At 73.8% G+C, this 17,797-nt stretch carries 17 protein-coding genes; 13 read left to right on the plus strand and 4 right to left on the minus strand.

Features of this window, described 5'->3' with window-relative positions; all coding sequences use genetic code 11:
• The first annotated feature begins 100 nt into the window (after positions 1 to 100).
• The 5 genes from ACN27C_RS15480 to ACN27C_RS15500 all read left to right on the plus strand — a co-directional run bounded on the left by ACN27C_RS15480 (position 101) and on the right by ACN27C_RS15500 (position 6,508).
• On the plus strand, positions 101 to 3,574 hold the full coding sequence (locus tag ACN27C_RS15480; protein WP_422751461.1) for an Rne/Rng family ribonuclease: 3,474 nt from the start codon (positions 101 to 103) through the stop codon (positions 3,572 to 3,574).
• Positions 3,575 to 3,876: 302 nt separating this feature from the next.
• On the plus strand, positions 3,877 to 4,191 hold the full coding sequence (rplU, locus tag ACN27C_RS15485; protein ID WP_018787289.1) for a 50S ribosomal protein L21: 315 nt from the start codon (positions 3,877 to 3,879) through the stop codon (positions 4,189 to 4,191).
• Between the two features lie 11 nt (positions 4,192 to 4,202).
• Positions 4,203 to 4,457 carry a 50S ribosomal protein L27 gene (gene rpmA / locus ACN27C_RS15490; RefSeq protein ID WP_013288010.1) on the plus strand — a complete coding sequence of 85 codons (255 nt, stop codon included), beginning with the start codon at positions 4,203 to 4,205 and terminating at the stop codon, positions 4,455 to 4,457.
• A gap of 90 nt (positions 4,458 to 4,547) precedes the next feature.
• Positions 4,548 to 5,999 (plus strand): GTPase ObgE, encoded by a 1,452-nt coding sequence (gene obgE, locus ACN27C_RS15495; RefSeq protein ID WP_120568481.1) that lies wholly within the window; start codon positions 4,548 to 4,550, stop codon positions 5,997 to 5,999.
• A 59-nt stretch (positions 6,000 to 6,058) separates the two neighbouring features.
• The gene (locus tag ACN27C_RS15500; protein ID WP_120568482.1) at positions 6,059 to 6,508 is read left to right on the plus strand and encodes a GNAT family N-acetyltransferase; all 450 of its coding nucleotides are present in this window, start codon (positions 6,059 to 6,061) and stop codon (positions 6,506 to 6,508) included.
• A gap of 15 nt (positions 6,509 to 6,523) precedes the next feature.
• Here the strand turns inward: ACN27C_RS15500 and ACN27C_RS15505 are convergent, their stop codons facing one another.
• Complete coding sequence (locus ACN27C_RS15505) at positions 6,524 to 7,183, minus strand: DUF6766 family protein (protein WP_091421843.1); 660 nt, start codon at positions 7,181 to 7,183, stop codon at positions 6,524 to 6,526.
• Positions 7,184 to 7,268: 85 nt separating this feature from the next.
• Positions 7,269 to 7,733 carry a DUF4383 domain-containing protein gene (locus tag ACN27C_RS15510; protein WP_205776071.1) on the minus strand — a complete coding sequence of 155 codons (465 nt, stop codon included), beginning with the start codon at positions 7,731 to 7,733 and terminating at the stop codon, positions 7,269 to 7,271.
• Between the two features lie 209 nt (positions 7,734 to 7,942).
• Between ACN27C_RS15510 and ACN27C_RS15515 the strand changes: the two genes are divergently transcribed.
• Genes ACN27C_RS15515 through ACN27C_RS15525 form a run of 3 tightly spaced genes read left to right on the plus strand, consistent with a single transcriptional unit; the run spans position 7,943 to position 9,859 of the window.
• On the plus strand, positions 7,943 to 8,728 hold the full coding sequence (locus ACN27C_RS15515; RefSeq protein ID WP_422751462.1) for a hypothetical protein: 786 nt from the start codon (positions 7,943 to 7,945) through the stop codon (positions 8,726 to 8,728).
• Between the two features lie 31 nt (positions 8,729 to 8,759).
• On the plus strand, positions 8,760 to 9,212 hold the full coding sequence (locus ACN27C_RS15520; RefSeq protein ID WP_422751463.1) for a phage holin family protein: 453 nt from the start codon (positions 8,760 to 8,762) through the stop codon (positions 9,210 to 9,212).
• Entirely contained in the window at positions 9,209 to 9,859 is a 651-nt protein-coding gene (locus ACN27C_RS15525; RefSeq protein ID WP_120568485.1) for a DUF3618 domain-containing protein, read from the plus strand. The genes ACN27C_RS15520 and ACN27C_RS15525 overlap by 4 nt, the downstream gene beginning before the upstream one ends.
• Before the next feature lie 75 nt (positions 9,860 to 9,934).
• Here the strand turns inward: ACN27C_RS15525 and ACN27C_RS15530 are convergent, their stop codons facing one another.
• Positions 9,935 to 11,029, minus strand: coding sequence for a glycosyltransferase (locus ACN27C_RS15530; RefSeq protein WP_422751464.1), 1,095 nt, complete (start codon positions 11,027 to 11,029; stop codon positions 9,935 to 9,937).
• 120 nt (positions 11,030 to 11,149) lie between these two features.
• Here ACN27C_RS15530 and ACN27C_RS15535 point away from each other — a divergent pair, with 120 nt between their 5' ends.
• From ACN27C_RS15535 to ACN27C_RS15550, 4 genes are read left to right on the plus strand one after another with little or no spacing between them, the layout of a single operon-like run.
• On the plus strand, positions 11,150 to 11,788 hold the full coding sequence (locus tag ACN27C_RS15535; protein WP_121683456.1) for a cyclase: 639 nt from the start codon (positions 11,150 to 11,152) through the stop codon (positions 11,786 to 11,788).
• Entirely contained in the window at positions 11,785 to 12,963 is a 1,179-nt protein-coding gene (locus tag ACN27C_RS15540) for a zinc-dependent alcohol dehydrogenase (RefSeq protein ID WP_120568488.1), read from the plus strand. Before ACN27C_RS15535 ends, ACN27C_RS15540 begins: the two co-directional genes overlap by 4 nt.
• A gap of 33 nt (positions 12,964 to 12,996) precedes the next feature.
• Positions 12,997 to 15,444 carry a molybdopterin oxidoreductase family protein gene (locus ACN27C_RS15545; RefSeq protein ID WP_422751465.1) on the plus strand — a complete coding sequence of 816 codons (2,448 nt, stop codon included), beginning with the start codon at positions 12,997 to 12,999 and terminating at the stop codon, positions 15,442 to 15,444.
• 1 nt (position 15,445) lies between these two features.
• Positions 15,446 to 15,904: a hypothetical protein gene (locus tag ACN27C_RS15550; protein ID WP_120568490.1), complete on the plus strand. Its 459-nt coding sequence runs from the start codon at positions 15,446 to 15,448 to the stop codon at positions 15,902 to 15,904.
• Here the strand turns inward: ACN27C_RS15550 and ACN27C_RS15555 are convergent, their stop codons facing one another.
• Complete coding sequence (locus ACN27C_RS15555; protein ID WP_422751466.1) at positions 15,905 to 17,170, minus strand: cytochrome P450; 1,266 nt, start codon at positions 17,168 to 17,170, stop codon at positions 15,905 to 15,907.
• A 238-nt stretch (positions 17,171 to 17,408) separates the two neighbouring features.
• On the opposite strand from ACN27C_RS15555, the gene ACN27C_RS15560 reads away from it, so the two are divergent.
• Positions 17,409 to 17,795 carry a hypothetical protein gene (locus ACN27C_RS15560; RefSeq protein WP_121683459.1) on the plus strand — a complete coding sequence of 129 codons (387 nt, stop codon included), beginning with the start codon at positions 17,409 to 17,411 and terminating at the stop codon, positions 17,793 to 17,795.
• Positions 17,796 to 17,797 lie beyond the last annotated feature (2 nt).

Here is a 17,797-nt window from a genome sequence, read left to right on the forward strand (position 1 = left end):
CGGCGGTCGCGCGTTTGCGTGCCCGGCGGAAACACCTTTGCGGCAACCCTGCGTGGCAGCGCTCACCCGCGCCCGGGGCGGCCAGAACTGGAGAACGTCCATGCTCGAGAACGAGCCCGAGGGCGGCGAACGGACCGGCGCAGAGCCGGCCGGGACGACCGCCGACAGCGCCGCCACCGCCTCCGGCAGCGCTGACACAACCGTCTCTGCCCGCGCGGAGGGTGCCTCCTCCGGCAGCGCCGACGGCGCCACCGCGGAAGGTGTCGCCACCGGGGAAGCTGGCGCCACCGTGGAAGGCGGCACCACCGCGGAAGGTGTCGCCGAGACCAAGCCGCCGGCCCGTAAGCGGGCCAGCCGCCGCAAGGCCGCTCCGCTGAACCAGCCGGAGCAGACCGACGCGCCGGTCGAGGCGTCCACGACGGTGACCGGCAGCGGCGAGTCGCCGCAGGCCGAGGTGCTCGCGCCGGTGGCCGGCGAGTTGGACACCGCGCCGAAGACCACCCGGCGGCGTCGTAAGGCGACGCCGGCGAAGGCGGTCGAGGAGCCGGTGGCCGCGGCCGGGGTGGAGGCCGCCTCGGAGGAGGTCGTGCCGCCGGTCAAGGTGACCCGGACCCGTCGCCGCAAGGCCACGCCGCCGGCTGCCGAGACGGTCGCGCCGGACGAGACCGCCGCAGGGCAGGCCCCCGCGGACGGGGTGATCGACGGGCCGGTCTCCGCGCCCGGGGGCGACCTGATCGCCGAGGGACGCGCCGACATCGACGGCGGCGAGACCACGACGGGCGAGACCACCACGGGTGGAGCCGTCACGGGCGGAGCCGCCACCGGGGAGACCGCAGGGCAGGCCCCCACCGGCGAGCGCACCGCCGGCCGGCGCACCGCCAGGGGCAACCGGACCGCCACCGGCGACCAGACCGCTACCGGCGACCAGGCCGCCACCGGAGACGAGGCTGCCACCAGCGAAAACAAGGCCACGCGCGGCGGCAAGGTGAGCACGGGCGGCGCGGCGGTCACCGGCGGCACGGCCGGCATCGGTGAGACCGCCGGCGAGGACGTCGAGGACGAGGACGCCGAAGCCGAGAGCGTTGCGGACGCGAGCGCCGCGGCTGCGCGTGCCGAAGAGGTCAACCTGGCCCGCAGCGGCGGCCCGGCGGACGCGACGGGCGTGGTGTCGACGGGCGCCGCCGTGCCGCGCGCGGCCGAGGAGCCGGCCGAGACGCCGCCGGCCACCGGCCGCCGGCGTCGTGCCGCGCTCTCCGCGCCGACCGTCCTGTTCATGGCGCCGCAGCCCGACGAGGCGCCGGCCGTCCAGGTGACGTACCCGGCGGCGGAGGAGCCGATCGAGGAAGCCGTCGAGCCCGGCCGGCGCCGCCGTCGCGGCCGCCGTGAGGTCGAGCCGGTCGAGGCCGAGGTCGAGCCGGAGGTAGCCGAGGAGGAGCCGGCCGCCGAGGCCGAGGAGGCAGCCGAGGCGGACGAGGACGACGAGACGGCCGCGGGCCGGCGTCGCCGCCGCCGGGGCCGCCGGGGTCGTGGCCGGGGCAAGGGCGGCGCGGACGACGCCGACGACGAGGACATCGACGAGTCCGGCGCGGCCGAGACCGCCGAGGGCGAGGCCGAGGAGTCCGCGGAGGACGAGGAGGCCGAGGGCGAGGGGATGACCCGCCGCCGTCGCCGTCGTCGCCGCCGGGGCGCCGGCGAGGCGGACACCGCCGCCGAGGACGGCGTGCCGACCGTCGTCAAGATCCGTGAGCCGCGCAAGCCGGTCGACGAGGTGCAGGGTGTCTCCGGCTCGACCCGGCTGGAGGCCAAGCGGCAGCGCCGGCGGGACGGCCGCGAGCAGCGGCGTACGCGGCCGCCGATCCTGAGCGAGTCGGAGTTCCTGGCCCGTCGCGAGGCGGTGGACCGGGTGATGGTGGTCCGCCAGCGCGGCGACCGCACCCAGATCGCCGTGCTCGAGGATGGCGTGCTCGTGGAGCACTACGTCACGCGGAACTCGTCCGGCACCATGGCCGGCAACGTCTACCTGGGCAAGGTCCAGAACGTGCTGCCGAGCATGGAGGCGGCCTTCGTCGACATCGGGCGCGGGCGCAACGCGGTCCTGTACGCCGGTGAGGTCAACTGGGACGCCACCGGCCTGGAGGGCCGGGCCCGCTCGATCGAGCAGGCGCTGCGCTCCGGCGACTCGGTGCTGGTGCAGGTGACCAAGGACCCGATCGGGCACAAGGGCGCGCGGCTGACCAGCCACATCGCGCTCTCCGGCCGGCACCTGGTCTACGTGCCGAACGGTAACGCCTCCGGGATCAGCCGCAAGCTGCCCGACACCGAGCGCAAGCGCCTGCGGGACGTGCTGAAGAAGCTGGTGCCGGACGGCGCCGGGGTGATCGTCCGGACCGCGGCCGAGGGCGCCAGCGAGGACGAGCTGGCGCGCGACGTCAAGCGGCTCCAGGCGCAGTGGGAGGACATCCAGGCCAAGTCGACCGAGGGTGGCGCCCCGGTGCTGCTCTACGAGGAGCCGGACCTGGTCATCCGCGTGGTCCGGGATCTCTTCAACGAGGACTTCCGCGAGCTGGTCATCGAGGGCGAGTCCGCGTACGGCGAGGTCGAGTCGTACCTGTCGCACGTGTCCCCGGACCTGGTGGCGCGGCTGCGCCGGCACGCCGGGGTGGCGGACGTGTTCGCCGAGTACCGGATCGACGAGCAGATCCTCAAGGGGCTGGACCGGAAGGTCTTCCTCCCGTCGGGTGGCTCGCTGGTGATCGACCGCACCGAGGCGATGACGGTCATCGACGTCAACACCGGCAAGTACACCGGCTCCGGGGGCAACCTGGAGGAGACGGTCACCCGCAACAACCTGGAGGCGGCCGAGGAGATCGTGCGCCAGCTCCGGCTGCGCGACCTCGGCGGCATCGTGGTGATCGACTTCATCGACATGGTGCTGGAGTCGAACCGGGAGCTGGTGCTGCGCCGGCTCACCGAGTGCCTCGGCCGGGACCGGACGAAGCACCAGGTCACCGAGATCACCTCGCTCGGCCTGGTGCAGATGACCCGCAAGCGCATCGGCGCGGGCCTGCTGGAGGCGTTCAGCGAGACCTGCGAGTGCTGCAAGGGCCGGGGCGTGATCATCCACACCGAGCCGGTGCCGGAGAAGCCGCGCGGCGGGGCGGGGGAGAAGGTCAAGGCGGTCGCCTCGGCGGTCGCCGCGCCAGCCGAGGAGAAGGGCCGCCGCCGGGGCCGCAAGGCCGCCGCGGAGAAGCCCGCGGTGGAGGCCGCGCCGGAGCAGCCGGCCGCGCAGGCCGCCGCCGAGCCGCCGGCCGCACCGGTCGCGCCGGAGCGGACCGTCGCCGAGGTGGTCGAGAACGACGACGACTACTACGACACCCAGGGCTACGACCTGTCCCGGTTCGAGACGGACACGCCGGCCGCCCCGGCGGTCGCGGACAGCCAGGAGGGCGACTCGGCCCGGCTGGCCGCCGCCGACGACCCGGACGCGATCGGTGACGGGGACAGCGACGACGACAGCGGCGCCCCGCGCCGGCGGGCGCGTCGTGGTGGCGCCCGGCGGCGTACCCGGCCGTAAGGCCTTACGGCGCTGACCTGCGCGAACAGGGCCCCCGATCCGCCGGGAGAAGGCGGGGCGGGGGCCCTGTCGTGCCCGCCGGGCCGGGCGGAGAGGCGCCGACCGGCAGCCCGGTTTGGGCGGCGGCCCGGGTATGGCGTAGGCTTGCCTGTGGCGCACTTTGGTGTGCCGAGTTCCCGCGTGCCCGCGCCGCCGGTGTCACGGCTCCCGGCGAGACGCCGTGGGAACGACCGTCGACGGTGTGACAGCCGGCAACGGTGCAATAGACGCCAGCAGCCTCAACGACAGGGAGTCCGCCTCCGATGTACGCGATCGTCAAGACCGGCGGCAAGCAGTACAAGGTCGCCGAGGGCGACGTGATCGAGGTCGAGAAGCTCGCCGGTGCCCCCGGCGACGCGGTGAAGCTCACCGCGGTGCTCCTCGTCGACGGTGACGACCTGGTGACCGACGCGGCGAAGCTCGCCAAGGTCGCGGTGTCCGGCGAGATCGCCGCGCACACCAAGGGCCCGAAGATCCGGATCCACAAGTTCAAGAACAAGACCGGCTACCACAAGCGCCAGGGTCACCGCCAGCCGCTGACCCAGGTCAAGGTGACCGGCATCTCCAGCGGGAAGTAGGTCGTCCTCCAATGGCTCACAAAAAGGGTGCGTCCAGCTCGCGTAACGGCCGTGACTCCGCGGCCCAGCGACTCGGCGTGAAGCGCTTCGGTGGTCAGGTCGTCAGCGCGGGTGAGATCCTCATCCGTCAGCGTGGCACCAAGTTCCACCCCGGTGACCTGGTCGGCCGTGGCGGCGACGACACGCTGTTCGCGCTGGCCGCCGGTTCGGTGCAGTTCGGCACCAAGCGCGGTCGCAAGACCGTCAGCATCGTGCCGCAGCAGTAGTTTTCTGGCGAAGCGGGCCGCGGACCTCTGAGTCCCGGCCCGCTTCGCCTTTTCACGCGCGGGGCGGACCCCGCTGGAAGGATTGGCGTCGTGACGACGTTCGTTGACCGGGTCGTCCTGCACATGCAGGCCGGCGACGGCGGGCACGGCTGTGTCTCGATCCACCGGGAGAAGTTCAAGCCGTTCGGCGGGCCGGACGGCGGCAACGGCGGCCACGGCGGCAGCGTGTCCCTGGTGGTCGACGCGCAGGTCACCACGCTGCTCGACTTCCACTTCCGGCCGCACCTGAAGGCCGAGAACGGCAAGGGCGGCGCCGGCTCGAACCGGGACGGCGCCAACGGCCGTGACCTGGTCATCAAGGTGCCGAACGGCACAGTGGTGCAGAGCCTCGACGGTGAGGTGCTGGCCGACCTGGTCGGCGTCGGCACCACGTTCGAGGCGGCCCGGGGCGGCCGGGGCGGGCGCGGCAACGCCTCGCTGGCGAACGCCCGCCGCAAGGCGCCCGGCTTCGCGGAGCTGGGTGAGCCCGGCGACCGGCTCGACGTGGTGCTGGAGCTCAAGAGCGTCGCCGACGTGGGCCTGGTCGGCTTCCCGTCGGCCGGCAAGTCGTCGCTGATCTCGGTGATCTCCGCGGCCAAGCCGAAGATCGCCGACTACCCGTTCACCACGCTGGTGCCGAACCTGGGCGTGGTCCGGGTGGACAACCACACCTTCACCGTCGCCGACGTGCCGGGCCTGATCCCGGGTGCGGCCAGCGGCAAGGGCCTGGGCCTGGAGTTCCTCCGCCACGTCGAGCGCTGCGCCGTGCTGGTGCACGTGATCGACACCGCGACGCTGGAGCCCGGCCGCGACCCGCTCGCCGACATCGACGCCATCGAGTCGGAGTTGTCCCAGTACGGCGGCCTGACCGACCGGCCCCGGCTGGTCGCGCTCAACAAGGTCGACGTGCCGGACGGCAAGGACCTGGCCGACATCGTCCGCCCCGACCTGGAGGCCCGCGGCCTGCGCGTCTTCGACATCTCGACCGCCACCCGCGAGGGTCTGCGCGAGCTGACGTACGCGATGGCGGAGCTGGTCGACCAGGGCCGCCGCGCCGCCCCGCCGGCCGAGCCGACCCGGATCGTGATCCGCCCGAAGGCGGTCGACGACGCCGGCTTCACCATCGAGGCCGAGCCGGACGGCTCGTACACGGTGCGCGGCAGCCGGCCGGAGCGCTGGGTCAAGCAGACCAACTTCGACAACGACGAGGCAGTGGGCTACCTGGCCGACCGGCTGGCCCGCCTCGGCGTCGAGGAGAAGCTCGCCAAGGCCGGCGCGCAGGCCGGTGACCTGGTGCGCATCGGCGACCGGGAGTTCGACTGGCAGCCGACGCTCTACGCCGGCGTCGACTTCGTGCCCGGCAACCGGGGCACCGACGTGCGGCTGGAGGAGAAGTCGAACCGTCCGTCGGCGTCGGACCGGCTCGCGGCCCGCAAGGCCCGCCGGGTCCGGCCGGAGGACGAGGTCGAGGCCGCGCCCGCGGCGGAAGCGGACGCCGAGTAGCCGTTTCCGGGTCGGTGGCGGGAAACCTGCGCGAAATCCGGCCGATCTAGCGTACGAGCATGTTGATCGAGTCCCGTCCCGCCACCGATCCGGAGATCGCCGCGCTCGTCGTCGCCCAGCAGCGTGAGCTGCGTGACGCGGACGGCGGGCTGGACGGGCAGGTCACTGTCGTGCACACCGACATCCGCTACCTGGCGGTCGTGATCGGCGGCCGGGCGGTCGGCTGCGGCGGGCTCCAGGCGCTCGACGCGGACACCGGCGAGTTGAAGCGGATGTACGTGCGGCCGGCGTACCGGGGTCGGGGCATCGCCCGGCAGTTGCTCGTGGCGCTGGAGGAGCTGGCGTTCCGGCAGGGGCACCGCACGGTGTGCCTGGAGACCGGCACCTACCTGCCGGCCGCGATCGGGCTCTACCGGTCCAGCGGGTACGAGCCGATCCCGGTCTACGGCGAGTACGTGGACAACCCGTACAGCGTCTGCTTCGCCAAGCGGCTGCCGGTCGCGGCCTGATCAGCGGCCGGACGCTCAGGCGCTGGTCTGCGCGTGCGGCGCGGTGACCGGCTTGGACTCCGGGCTGGCGTGCTGGCGCAGCACGATGCTGAGCAGGATCAGCACGCCCACGGCGAGGAACTCGCTCTGCCAGTTCTGCATGGACTGGAACCAGAAGTCGCTGGTGCCGAGGAACTGCCACGCGCTGATCGGGGCGGCGCCGCTCTCCAGAGCCTGCTCCTGGTTGTAGGCGGCCACGCCGCCGAACAGGTGCCCCAGGAACGCGCCCCCGAAGATCATCAGGAGTGCGATGGCGAGGCTGTTGCGGTAGACCACGAGCGGCAGCCCGCCGACGCGTACCGGCCACGGCGAATCGGGGCGGGCGTGGTCGCGGTTGTCCTCCGGCCGGTCCGTCTGGTCCTCCGGCTTCGACTCGGCCGAGCCCTTCTGCACCAGGTACGCGGTGAGCAGCACGTAGCCGCCCATCTGGAGGAACTCCGACTCCCAGTTCTCGAACACCGCCTCGGCGAAGTGCCCGGTGCCGAGGTAGGCCCACCAGCTCAGCGGCTCGGCGCCGTACTGGCTCAGCTCCTCGTTGTGCACCTGCCAGCCGAAGACGCTCTGCAGCAGCAGGAAGACCAGGAACGCGCCGAGCATGGCTATCGAGAGCATGTTGTCGCGCAACCACCGTGGCATCGCCGGACCTCCTCGACCCGTTCGCGGTTGCCCTCCTGCCCGGCGCCGGGCCGGGGCAAACACCCGCTCGGCGTGTCGCGCCTGGTCAGGGGCGGTCGAAGGGTGCCTGCACCCGGCTGCCGGTGCCGAGGTTGTTGTTGAGCAGCAGGCCGGCGGCGAGCATGCCGAAGCCGAGGGCCAGGTGCAGCCAGTTGTCGGCGTCGTTCATCGGCACGAAGTTCACCGCGGTGTCCCGGTCGATGGCGAAGCCGTACAGCCACAGCACCAGGTAGAGCGCGCCGCCACCGGCGAGGAACACCCGCGCGCCGCCCAGCCGCCGGGCCATCAGCAGACCGACCAGCCCGAACGACAGGTGCAGCAGGTTGTGCAGCACCGACACCTGGAACACCCCGAGCAGTTTCGCCTCGGAGTGGTGCCCGGCGAACGTCATGTCGCCGTAGTGGGTGGTGATGCCGGGCACGAAACCGAGCACGCCGATCAGCGCGAAGAGGGCTGCCGCCGCGAGCGCGACCTTCTGCACCGCAGGCCGGGCGGACGCGTGTTCGCGCAGGTCACGTGCCATCCCTGTCACCCCCGTGGGACTCGCCGCCGCCCGGGCGGGCAGGCATTCCATTGTCTGACCGGGGCGGGCCGCTCCGGCAGAGAAATCAGGAAACAGGCATGGACCCGTCGACCTGGGGTAGGGCGATTGTCACGCGGAAACAAATCCGCGTACCCCCCGAAGACAACCGCTGGGAAGACACGAGCGGAAGGGACACCATGACTCAGGATCTTTCCCCCAGTTCGGCCACGTACCAGTCGACGAACGGTGACGGCGGTGTACGCGACCAGGCCCGCCAGGTCGGCTCCGACGCCGCAAGCGCGGGCGGCGCGGTCGCGCACACCGCCAAGGAGCAGGGCCGGGAGGTGGTGGGCGAGGCCAAGCGGCAGGCCCGCGACCTCTACGGCGAGGCCCGCGGCCAGGTCACCGCGCAGGCCGGTCAGCAGCAGCAGCGCGCCGCCAGCGGACTGCGCTCGCTCGCCGACGAGATGCGCACCATGGCGCAGCAGGGCGGCGGCTCCGGGCCGGTCACCGAGCTGGCCCACCAGGCGGCCGAGCGGGTGCACGGCGTGGCCGGCTGGCTGGAGCAGCGCGAGCCGGGCGACCTGCTCAACGAGGTGAAGAGCTACGCCCGCCGCAACCCGGGCACGTTCCTCGTCGGCGCGGCCCTGCTCGGCGTGGTCGCCGGGCGGCTCACCCGCAACATCACCGCGCTCGGCGACGACAGCACGGCGCGGCCGGCGTACGACCCGGACCGCACCGCCGTCATCCCGACCGCGCGCGAGGTGCCGGACCAGGTGCCGCCGGGCGGCTACCTCGACCCGACGCCGGGCAGCTACGCCGAACCGGACCCGGGCTACTCCGCGCCGGGTGCGACCTACCCGACCGGCGGCGCCCCGAACACCTGGGCCGACCCGGCCGGTGGCACCGGCCAGCCGCTGCCGCCGCCGGAGCGCACCGACCCGCTGCCGGGTGTCCCGTCGACCGGCGCTCCCCGCCCGTGACCGGCCGCACCGGCAGAAGGGAGGCGACGGCATGACCGTACCCACGCAGGACCCCGGCTATCAGGCGGCGGGCGCCCCGCCCCACGCCGACGAGGTGCGCAGCAGCTCGATCGGCGACCTGATGCGCCAGGTCACCACGGACCTGTCGACGCTGATGCGCCAGGAGGTCGAGCTGGCCAAGGCCGAGATCCGCCAGGAGGGCAAGAAGGCGGGCAAGGCCGCCGGCCTGTTCGGCGGCGCCGGCTTCGGCGGCTACATGGTGGCGCTCTTCGTCTCGATCGCGATCTGGCAGTTCCTCGACAACGTCATGGACTCCGGGCTGGCCGCGCTGATCGTGGCCGTCATCTGGGCCGCGGTCGCCGCGGCCCTGTACTCGATGGGCAAGAAGAACGCCGAGCGGATCCGCGGCCTGAAGCAGACCAACGACAGCGTGCAGCGCATCCCCGACGCGCTCAAGCCGCACCCGGAGGGAGTCACCCGATGAGCACCGATCCCGAGCAGATCCGCCGCGAGATCGAAGCCACCCGCAACAACCTCAGCTCGGACGTGGACGCCCTGGCGTACAAGGTCAGCCCGAGCCGCATCGTCGACGACCGCAAGCAGCGCGTCCGCAGCGCGCTGACGAACGTGAAGGACAAGGTGATGGGAACCGCATCGGACCTCGGCCACAGCACCGGCCACGCCGCCCACTCGGTGGGCGACCACGCCTCCTCGATGGCCTCCACGGTGGGCGACAAGGCGCAGTCCGCCGCCGCCACGGTGAGCGACGCCGCCCACCGGGCGCCGCAGGTGGTGCGGCAGAAGTCCGAGGGCAACCCGATCGCCGCCGGCGTGATCGCCTTCGGCGTCGGCATGCTGGTCTCCTCGCTGATCCCGGCCACCCGCCGCGAGCAGCAGGTCGCCGCGCAGGTCAAGGAGAAGGCCGCCGAGCACGGCGGCGTCGTCAAGGAGAAGCTGGGCGAGGTCGCCACCGAGCTGAAGGAGGAGCTGCGCGAGCCGGCGCAGCACGCCGCCGAGTCGGTGAAGGCCACCGCGCAGGACGCCGCGCACACGGTCAAGGACGACGGCCGCGCCGCCGCCCAGGACGTCCGGCACAGCGCCGAGCAGGCGCGCGACGAGGTGCGGTCCTGACGGTCCGCTCCCGTGTACGGAAAGGGCCCGTCCGATCGACGCGATCGGACGGGCCCTTTCCGTGCCGGTGACCGTTCAGCGGGCCGCCCGCTCGGCGCGCAGCGGTGGGGGTGCCGCGCCGGTCTCCACCCACAGCACCAGATCGTCGGGGCGGCGCCGGGTCATCCGCCGGCGCAGGAGGCGGGTGGGGTTGGCCGCCGTCCGCAACCGGGCGCCCGCGTAGGGCACCCCGCCGCGCAGCCGCCGGCCCACCGCCAGCCAGGCGCACAGGCCGCGTTCCAGCACCCAGGCGGGCGCGGCCAGGCTCGTGTGCGCCGGGAAGACCCGGGTGCCGCCGGCCCGTCGCCGGCCCAGCTCCGCCACTGCCACGGTCGCCAGTCCGGCGCGCAGCAGCAGCCCGGGCCGGCGGGTGGCGAGCGCGACCGCCGTCGCCGGCAGCACCGCCAGCGCGGCGAGCAGCCACACCGGCCGGGCCGTCTCGTCGTACGCCTGGCGGACGCGCTGCCCGAGGAAGTGCGCGGCGGTCGGCGGCAGCCGCCGCACGTACAGCCACGCCGGGGTGGCGGTGCTGCCGCCGTACGCGCGCACGGTCCGGACCAGCTCCAGGTTCTCGAAGAGCACGTCGGGGTCGTAGCCGCCCATGGCCAGGAACGTGCTCCGCCGCACCGCGAGCGTGCCCGGCCAGTCGCCGCCGAACACGCGGGCCAGCAGCGTCCGGCCGGTGTCCCACCAGGCGTGCCAGGGCAGCGGGTCGAAGTGGTTCTGCGGCCGGACCAGGTCCACGCCGTCCAGCATCTGGTGCACGGCGCACAGGGCCGCCCGGTCGTACCGGACGTCGTCGTCGGCGATCACCACGTGCTCGTGCCGGGCCAGCGCTACGCCGGTGAGCACGCCGAGCACCTTGCCGTTGCGCCCGCGCAGCGCCGGATCCGGCGGTACGTGCCGCACCAGAGCGTGCCAGGCGGCGGCGTGCCGGGCGAACAGCTCCGGCGCCGATCCGTCGACCACCACCACGTCGACCCAGCGGCTCAGCTCGCGCAGGTACCGGGTCAGCTCGTCCAGGCCGCCGTCGTCGTGGGCGCGTAACGGCAGGACGTACGCCATCGGCAGCCGGACCGGCGCGGACGCGGCGCCCTCGTCGCGCGGCTGCGCGGCGGTCGGTCGGGTCACGTCGCCTCCTTCGGGTCGGGTGACGCGACTTGCCCGGAATGCGGCTGCTGAAACCGTTTCGGGCGCGCTGCGCCGGGTAGCGCACCCGGATACGGACGGTCCGAGTCGGGAGGAGACGTGATGCCCAGCAACGCGACGAGATGGGCGCTGGCCGGCGCCGCCGCGGTGACCGCGCTCGGGGTCACCCGGACGGTGGCCCGGCGGCGGCACCGGCACCAGCCCGACCGGGAGGACGGCTGGTACGTGGTGCGCCGCGGGATCACCGTGAACCGGCCGGTGGACGAGGTCATCGGCTTCTGGACCGACCGGGAACGGCTCGACCGGGGCCTGGCCGAGTGGGCGACGCTGGAGCAGCTCGACGCGAACCGGTGGCGCTGCGTGGCGGCCGACCCGGCCGGCGGCGGCACCGAGTGGCGGGCCGAGATCACCGTCGACGGCCCGGGCCGGTTGAGCTGGCGGGTCACCGACGGGCCGGTGGCCCAGCGCGGCCGGATCGAGCTGGCCGCCGCCCCGCAGGACCGGGGCACCGAGATCCGGGCCGAGCTGCGGTGGCGCTCCGGTCCGATCCGGCGGGCGGTCGGCCTCGTCGGCGGCAGCGACCCGGACCTGGGGCTGCGCACCACGCTGCGCCGGATCAAGTCGCTGATCGAGACCGGGCAGGTGCTCGACACCCGGCACGATCCGTCCGGGCGCAGTCCGCGGCAGGAACGGGCGACGGACAAGGTACGCGAGAAGCTGATGGCGGGAGGACGACCGTGAGGGCGTTGTGCTGGGAGGGCGTCGGCAAACTGGCCGTGCGGGACGTGCCGGAGCCGACCATCAGGTCCGGCGGCGACATCATCGTCAAGGTCCGCGCGAGCAGCGTCTGCGGCTCCGACCTGCACCTGATCAACGGCTACCTGCCGGCGATGCGCGAGGGTGACATCCTCGGCCACGAGTTCATGGGCGAGGTGGTCGAGACCGGCCCGGACGTGCGGCGCATCTCCGTCGGCGACCGGGTGGTGGTCGGGTCGGTGGTGGCCTGCGGCTCGTGCTGGTACTGCCGCACCGAGCAGTTCTCGCTGTGCGACAACTCCAACCCGCAGCCGGTCTTCACCGAGAAGCTGTGGGGCCACTCGCCCGCGGGCATCCTCGGCTACTCGCACGCGGCCGGCGGCTACTCGGGCAGCCACGCCGAGTACATCCGGGTGCCGTTCGGCGACGTCGGCGCGTTCACCGTGCCGGACGGGGTGCCGGACGACTCGGTCGTGTTCGCCTCCGACGCCATGCCGACCGGCTGGATGGCCGCCGACTTCTGCGACCTCAAGGGCGGCGAGGTGGTGGCGGTCTGGGGCGCTGGCGGTGTCGGCCAGATGGCGGCCCGGTCCGCGCAGATCCTCGGTGCCGAGCGGGTCGTGGTCATCGACCGGCTGCCGGAGCGGCTCGCCACCGCTTCGCAGCGTCTCGGCGTGGAGACGATCAACTACGCCGAGACCGACGTGCTGGAGGCGCTGCGGGAGATGACCGCCGGGCGCGGCCCGGACGCCTGCATCGAGGCCGTCGGCATGGAGTCGCACGACGTCGGCCCGGCGTACGCGTACGACAAGGCCAAGCAGACGGTACGCGCGCAGACCGACCGCCCCACCTCGGTCCGGCAGGCGATCATGGCGGCTCGCAAGGGCGGCACGGTGAGCATCGTCGGCGTGTACGGCGGCCTGGTGGACAAGTTCCCGCTCGGCGCGGCCATGAACAAGGCCCTGGTGCTGCGGATGGGGCAGATGCACGCCCAGCGCTACATCCCGATGCTGCTGGACCGGGTCGCGGCCGGCGAGATCGACCCGGGCTACCTGGCCACCCACCCGATGTCGCTGGAGCAGGGCGCCCGGGGCTACGAGATCTTCGAGAAGAAGGAGGACGGCTGCCTGCGTACGGTGCTGCACCCGCAGGCCGCCTGACCGCCCGCCCGTCGGCGGGGGATGGAGTGAGCGATGGTGGACCGGATAGCCGACCCGTGGGGGCCGCGTACGCCGTACGGGCCGGGGGAGCGCTGGCCGGTGCGGGTCGACACGTTCCTCGCCGACGGGCACACCGAGGCGGACGTGCAGCGCTGGGTGCCGAGCGCCTCGATCCTGCACTCCAACGGCGACGCGCTCGACATCGCGGTGGTCGACGACCGGATCGTCGGCGTACGCGGGCGCGCCGGGGACCGGGTCAACCACGGCCGGGTCGACCCGAAGGACCTGTACGGCTGGCAGGCCAACCACAGCCCGGACCGGCTGCGCCGGCCGCTGGTCCGTGAGGGCGACCGGCTGGTCGAGACGGACTGGGACACCGCGATGGGGCGCGTCGTGGCCCGGTCGAAGGAGCTGTGGGAGGGGCCGGGCGGCTGGGGGCACTTCGGCTTCTACACCAGCGGCCAGCTGTTCCTGGAGGAGTACTACGCGCTCGGCGTGATTGGCAAGGCCGGGCTCGGCACGCCGCACATGGACGGCAACACCCGGCTGTGCACGGCGACCGCCGCGGCGGCGCTGAAGGCGTCCTTCGGCGCCGACGGGCAGCCCGGCTCGTACACCGACGTCGACCACTGCGACGCCATCGCGCTCTGGGGACACAACGTCGCGGAGACCCAGACCGTGCTCTGGATGCGGATGCTGGACCGGCGGTGCGGGCCGAACCCGCCGGCCGTGCTCGCGGTCGACCCGCGCGCCACGCCGGTGGCCCGGGAGGCCGACGTGCACCTGGCCCCGCGCAACGGCACGAACGTGGCGCTGCTCAACGGTCTGCTCCGCGAGCTGATCCACCGCGGCCGGTACGACGAGGCGTACGTCGGCGCGCACACGCTCGGCTTCGACGAGCTGTGCCGGGTGGTCGAGGACTACCCGGTCGCAAAGGTGGCCGAACTCTGCGACCTGCGGCCCGCCGACATCGAGCGGGCCGCCGAGCTGCTCGGGGAGTCCGAGCGGCTGGTGTCCACCGTGCTGCAGGGCTTCTACCAGTCCAACCAGGCCACCGCGGCGGCCTGCCAGGTGAACAACCTGCACCTGATCCGGGGCATGCTGGGCCGCCCCGGCGCCGGGATCTACCAGATGAACGGCCAGCCCACCGCGCAGAACACCCGGGAGACCGGCGCCGACGGAGACCTGCCGGGGCTGCGCAACTGGGAGAACCCCGCGCACATCGCCGAGCTGGCCCGGCTCTGGAACGTCGACGTGGACACCATCCCGCACTGGTCGCCGCCGACACACGCCATGCAGATCTTCCGGTACGCCGAGCAGGGCTCGATCAAGCTGCTCTGGATCTCCGCCACCAACCCGGCGGTGTCCCTGCCCGACCTGGCCCGGATCCGCCGCATCCTGAGCAAGCCGGACCTGTTCGTGGTGGTGCAGGACATCTTCCGCACCGAGACCGCCGAGCTGGCCGACGTGGTGCTGCCGGCCGCCACCTGGGGCGAGAAGACCGGCACGTTCACCAGCGTGGACCGCACCGTGCACATCTCCGAGAAGGCCGTCGAGCCGCCCGGCGAGGCGCGCGCCGACCTGGACATCTTCCTCGACTACGCGCGCCGGATGGACTTCCGGGACCGCGACGGCAACCCGCTGATCCGGTGGACCGGGCCGGAGGAGGTGTTCGAGGCGTGGAAGGAGTGCAGCCGGGGCCGGCCCTGCGACTACACGGGCATCACGTACGAGCGGCTGCGCGGCGGCGGCATCCAGTGGCCGTGCGACGAGGCGCACCCGGACGGCACCGAACGTCTCTACACCGACGGCGTCTTCCACACCGACCCGGACGACTGCGAGACGTACGGCCACGACCTGACGACCGGCGCGGAGCTGCTGGCCGACGAGTACCGGGCGAAGGAGCCGCACGGCCGGGCGTTCCTGCACGCCGCGCCGTACCAGCCGTCGCCGGAGGTGCCCAGCGACGACTATCCGCTGCTGCTCACCACCGGCCGGACCGTCTACCAGTTCCACACCCGTACCAAGACCGGCCGGTCCACCCAGCTCGACCACGCCGCGCCGGAGTCGTGGCTGGAGCTGAACCCGTCCGACGCGGAGCGGCTCGGCGTCGGCGAGGGCGACCTGTGCCGGATCGAGTCGCCGCGCGGCGTGGTCCGTGCCCGCGCCCGGCTCTGCGGGGTCCGCCCCGGCGTGGTGTTCCTGCCGTTCCACTACGGCTACTGGGACACCGGCGACGGCGCCGCGCCCGGCGAGGGGCGGCACGACCGGGCGGCCAACGAGCTGACTGTCACCGCGTGGGACGCGGTCTCCAAGCAGCCGATCTTCAAGGTCGCAGCGGTCCGCGTGGTCAAGGAGGCCGGCTCCGACGGGCGGCCGGCGCCCGCGCCCACCGTCGGCGCGGCCGCGCCACCCGCCGGATCCGGCATCCCGGCCACCGTCGGCGGTCCCGCCGCCGAGGCGTCGTCGAGGGAGGAGTGACATGCAGCTCGCGCACTACCTGGGGTTGCTGCACCGGGCACAGGACCGCCTCGGCGACGCGTTCACCGAGGTCGGCGCCGCGCACCGGGACGAGCCGGACGTCTTCCACACCTGTGAGCGGCTGGCCGAACGGTGTCATGCGCACGCGGCGGCGCTCGCCCCGTTCGCCCGCCGGTACGCCGAGGACGCGCCGGCCGAGCCGGACCGGCTGCACTCCGAGCTGTTCTCCGGCACCCGTACCGGGCCGATCGGGCTGCTGCGCGACCTCCAGGACCTCTACCTGATGGCCGCCGAGTGCGACATCTGCTGGACCGTGGTGGGCCAGGCGGCGTACGGCGCCCGGGACACCGAACTGCTCGCCGTGGTGCGCTCGTGCGAGCAGGAGACCGCGATCCAGCTCAAGTGGCTGCGCACCCGGATGAAGCAGGCCGCGCCGCAGGCGCTCGTGGTCGCGTCCTGATCAGGCGGCCCGGCGTGCCCCCTCGGCCGGGCGCACCCCGTCGAGCACCAGCCCGCCGGGCGGCAACGCCGGCATGGCGCCGAGGTCGAGCGCCAGGTTCTGCGGCGGTACGCGGTAGGTCATCGCGCCGGTCAGGTTCGTCACCGCCCGCTTCATCAGCTCGATCGTGATCCACTCACCGGCGCAGCGGTGGCCGGTGTAGTGGTCGCCGCCGCCCTGCGGGACCAGTCCGAACGGGTCGTCGCGCCACCCGGCGAAGCGCTCCGGGCGGAACCGTTCCGGCTCGGGCCACACGTCGGGGTGGTGGTTCGTGCCGTACAGGTCGAGCAGCACGCGCCGGCCCTGCGGGAACGCGTACCCCCGCCACTGGAACGAGCGGCGGACCCGGGCCGCGGCGACCGGGAAGAACGGGTAGTAGCGGCGTACCTCCTGCACGAACTGCTCGGTCGCGGCGTCGTCGCCGGGTAGCCGGTCCCGCCAGTGCGGGTGGTCGTGCAGCGCCAGCGCGGCGAAGACCACGTACCGGTCCACGGCGACGGTGGGGCGCAGCACGTTCAGCAGTTCCACGGCGGCGATCCGGCGCGGCAGCGGCAGGCCCCGTTCGTCCCGGTGCCCGGCCACGACCGCCAGCGCGCTGCCCTCCGGGGCGGGCACCGCGCCCGCGCGTACCCGCTCGATCAGCTCGCCGGCCCAGCGTTGCGCGTGCCGGCGGCCGAGCCGTCCGCGCCAGTGCCGGGGGCCCAGCGCGGCCGGCGCCTCGATCATCGCGTGCATCTCGGCGGTGCGGCGCGGCACGTCGGCCTCGGCCAGCGGCACCCCGGCCCAGGCCCAGACCGTACGGGTCAGGATCTTTCCCACCTCGTCGTAGAGCACCACCGGGCCGCCCTCGGCCCAGTCGGGGATCCGGGCCCGCCACTGCTCGTCGAAGATCTCCCCGAGACGGCGGATCGCGGCCGGCGTCATGATCGACATGAACATCGCCTTGCGGACCAGGTGGGCCTGCCCGTCGAGGCCCTGCACGCCGCCGACGCCGGTGAGCGTGCGCTGCCCGCGCATCGGCATGGCGCCGCGCCGGACGAACCGCTCCTCGTCGTAGAACAGCTCGGCGGCCTCCCGGCCGCGCAGGCAGATCGTCGGCTCCAGCAGCAGCCGGGTCTGGAAGACGTCGGTGCCGAGGCGGTCGCAGCGGTCGCCGACGAAGCGGTAGCCCTCCCGCAGGAACGCAATCGTGCTGTCCGGGCTCCGGTCGCTCGGCATGGTGCTCATCTGGGCTGCTCCTGACGCGGTTCGGCGACCCTGCCTACCTACCCGGGCCGACGCGGCCGAACCCTCCATTCCAGCAGCTCCGGCCCTTCGGGGGAGGGGCCGGCCGCGCCGGCGGGTGCTGGCCCCTCCCCGGGCGCGGAAAAGCTGGTTGGCTCGGGTTCGCGGGCCGGCGGCGACCGGTCCGCCACCCGCCGGCGCGACGTCCGGCGGGCGTCACCGGCGACGGGGGAGGGCACGGATGCGTGACGACAGGGCGGCACGACGGCACTTCGAGGCGTCGGCCCGGCTGCGCGGCGACGGCCGCGACGGGCCGCTGATCGGGGCGCTCCGGCGCTCCGCACCCCGCCCGCCGCGCCACTTCACCGTGCACCTGGGCTTCGCCGCCGCCGATCCCGCCGTCGCGCGGGAGCACGCCGTGGCGTACGCCGAAGCGCTCGGCCTGCTCCGCCCGGAGCTGGCGCTAGGGGCGGCGGCGCTGTCCCCGGCGGACGCCTGGCACCGCGCCGAGCGGCTGTTCTGCGACGCCGTCGGGCCCGACGGCGAGCGCTGCGCCGACGTGGCCGGTCACCCCGGCTTCCACCACGCGCCCGGTCCGGGCGGCCTCGGCTGGGGCGACGGTGACTGAGG

This window comes from Micromonospora sp. WMMD1219, assembly GCF_049315215.1.
GTDB lineage: Bacteria > Actinomycetota > Actinomycetes > Mycobacteriales > Micromonosporaceae > Micromonospora > Micromonospora tulbaghiae.

Coding starts and splice junctions, on each gene's coding strand:
- ACN27C_RS15480 (WP_422751461.1), top strand. CDS start 101: ATGCTCGAGAACGAGCCCGAGGGCGGCGAACGGACCGGCGCAGAGCCG.
- rplU (WP_018787289.1), top strand. CDS start 3,877: ATGTACGCGATCGTCAAGACCGGCGGCAAGCAGTACAAGGTCGCCGAG.
- rpmA (WP_013288010.1), top strand. CDS start 4,203: ATGGCTCACAAAAAGGGTGCGTCCAGCTCGCGTAACGGCCGTGACTCC.
- ACN27C_RS15500 (WP_120568482.1), top strand. CDS start 6,059: ATGTTGATCGAGTCCCGTCCCGCCACCGATCCGGAGATCGCCGCGCTC.
- ACN27C_RS15505 (WP_091421843.1), bottom strand. CDS start 7,183: ATGCCACGGTGGTTGCGCGACAACATGCTCTCGATAGCCATGCTCGGC.
- ACN27C_RS15515 (WP_422751462.1), top strand. CDS start 7,943: ATGACTCAGGATCTTTCCCCCAGTTCGGCCACGTACCAGTCGACGAAC.
- ACN27C_RS15520 (WP_422751463.1), top strand. CDS start 8,760: ATGACCGTACCCACGCAGGACCCCGGCTATCAGGCGGCGGGCGCCCCG.
- ACN27C_RS15525 (WP_120568485.1), top strand. CDS start 9,209: ATGAGCACCGATCCCGAGCAGATCCGCCGCGAGATCGAAGCCACCCGC.
- ACN27C_RS15535 (WP_121683456.1), top strand. CDS start 11,150: ATGCCCAGCAACGCGACGAGATGGGCGCTGGCCGGCGCCGCCGCGGTG.
- ACN27C_RS15545 (WP_422751465.1), top strand. CDS start 12,997: ATGGTGGACCGGATAGCCGACCCGTGGGGGCCGCGTACGCCGTACGGG.
- ACN27C_RS15550 (WP_120568490.1), top strand. CDS start 15,446: ATGCAGCTCGCGCACTACCTGGGGTTGCTGCACCGGGCACAGGACCGC.
- ACN27C_RS15555 (WP_422751466.1), bottom strand. CDS start 17,170: ATGAGCACCATGCCGAGCGACCGGAGCCCGGACAGCACGATTGCGTTC.
- ACN27C_RS15560 (WP_121683459.1), top strand. CDS start 17,409: ATGCGTGACGACAGGGCGGCACGACGGCACTTCGAGGCGTCGGCCCGG.